This is a genomic window from Coralloluteibacterium stylophorae, assembly GCF_018122625.2.
GTDB lineage: Bacteria > Pseudomonadota > Gammaproteobacteria > Xanthomonadales > Xanthomonadaceae > Coralloluteibacterium > Coralloluteibacterium stylophorae.
In genome coordinates this window covers 1-1,023 of record NZ_JAGQFT020000029.1, presented here as the reverse complement: position 1 = coordinate 1,023, position 1,023 = coordinate 1, and the positions used below count along the sequence as shown (strand labels likewise).

The following is a 1,023-nucleotide window of genomic DNA, read 5'->3' as shown; positions in this document are numbered from 1 at the left end:
TCTTCAGCCATGCGGCGAACCTCGTGCAGGCTGGTGAACACGTAGCGGTCGAGCACCTCGGTGCGGAAGGTCCGGTTGAAGCGCTCGATGTAGGCGTTCTGCGTCGGCTTTCCCGGCTGGATATGCAACAGCTCGACGTGATGCCGCCGCGCCCACTGCGCCAGCGTGGCGCTGATGAACTCCGGCCCGTTGTCCAGGCGGAGCCGCCGCGGCGCGCCGCGCAGCTCGACGAGTTCGTCCAGGGCGCGCACGACGCGGCTGGACGGCAAGCTGGTGTCGATCTCGATCCGCAGCGATTCCCGGTTGAAGTCGTCGTTGATATTGAGGGTCCGGAACCGCCGCCCCGACCACAGCGCATCCGCCATGAAATCGGCCGACCACGTGTGGTTGGCGCAGACCGGGATCTCCAGCGGAGTGCGGATGCGGTCGGGAAGACGGCGCTTCCCCCGCCGCGGCAGGTTGAGGCGCAGCGCCTTGTACACGCGCCACGCCCGGGTCTTGCCCCAGCCTGCGGGGCGCAGCGCCTCGTCGAACAGCAGGCCGAAGCCGTGCCCGGGGTTCTCTTGAAGATGCGCCTCGATCACCGCCATGAGCGGCCCGTCGTCGCGAACCCGCGGCTGATAGTGCCGCGCCGAACGCGACAGCCCGAGCGCCCGGTCCGCGCGCCGCGCACTCAGGCCATGATCCACCTGCATCGCCAGGCTCAGCTCCAGCCGCCGCGCCTGGCCTAGCCTTTTCGCGACAGGACATCCTTGAGCGCGTGGTGCTCGAGCGCCAGCTCGGCGTACATCCGCTTCATGCGCGCCAGCTCTGCCTCGACGTCCTTCAGGTGCCGCAGCTGCGACACCTCCAGGCCCGCGTACTTCGACTTCCAGGCGTAGTAGGTCGGCTCGCTGATCCCGTGCTTGCGGCACGTCTCGTTGACCTTCGCGCCGGCCTCGACCTCCTTGAGGATCCGCACGACCTGTTCCTCGGTGAACCGCGACTTCTTCATGTGAGCTCCTTCTGGGGGAACTCTACTTC

Annotated in this window: 2 protein-coding genes; both read right to left on the bottom strand. The window is 67.8% G+C overall.

All coding sequences use genetic code 11. The features are described 5' to 3' along the window. A partial coding sequence (locus KB893_RS18760; protein WP_213173974.1) for a DDE-type integrase/transposase/recombinase occupies positions 1 to 689 on the bottom strand: 689 nt, incomplete at its 3' end. A 38-nt stretch (positions 690 to 727) separates the two neighbouring features. Next, positions 728 to 994, bottom strand: coding sequence for a transposase (locus KB893_RS18135; protein ID WP_213173973.1), 267 nt, complete (start codon positions 992 to 994; stop codon positions 728 to 730). Between the last annotated feature and the right edge of the window lie 29 nt (positions 995 to 1,023).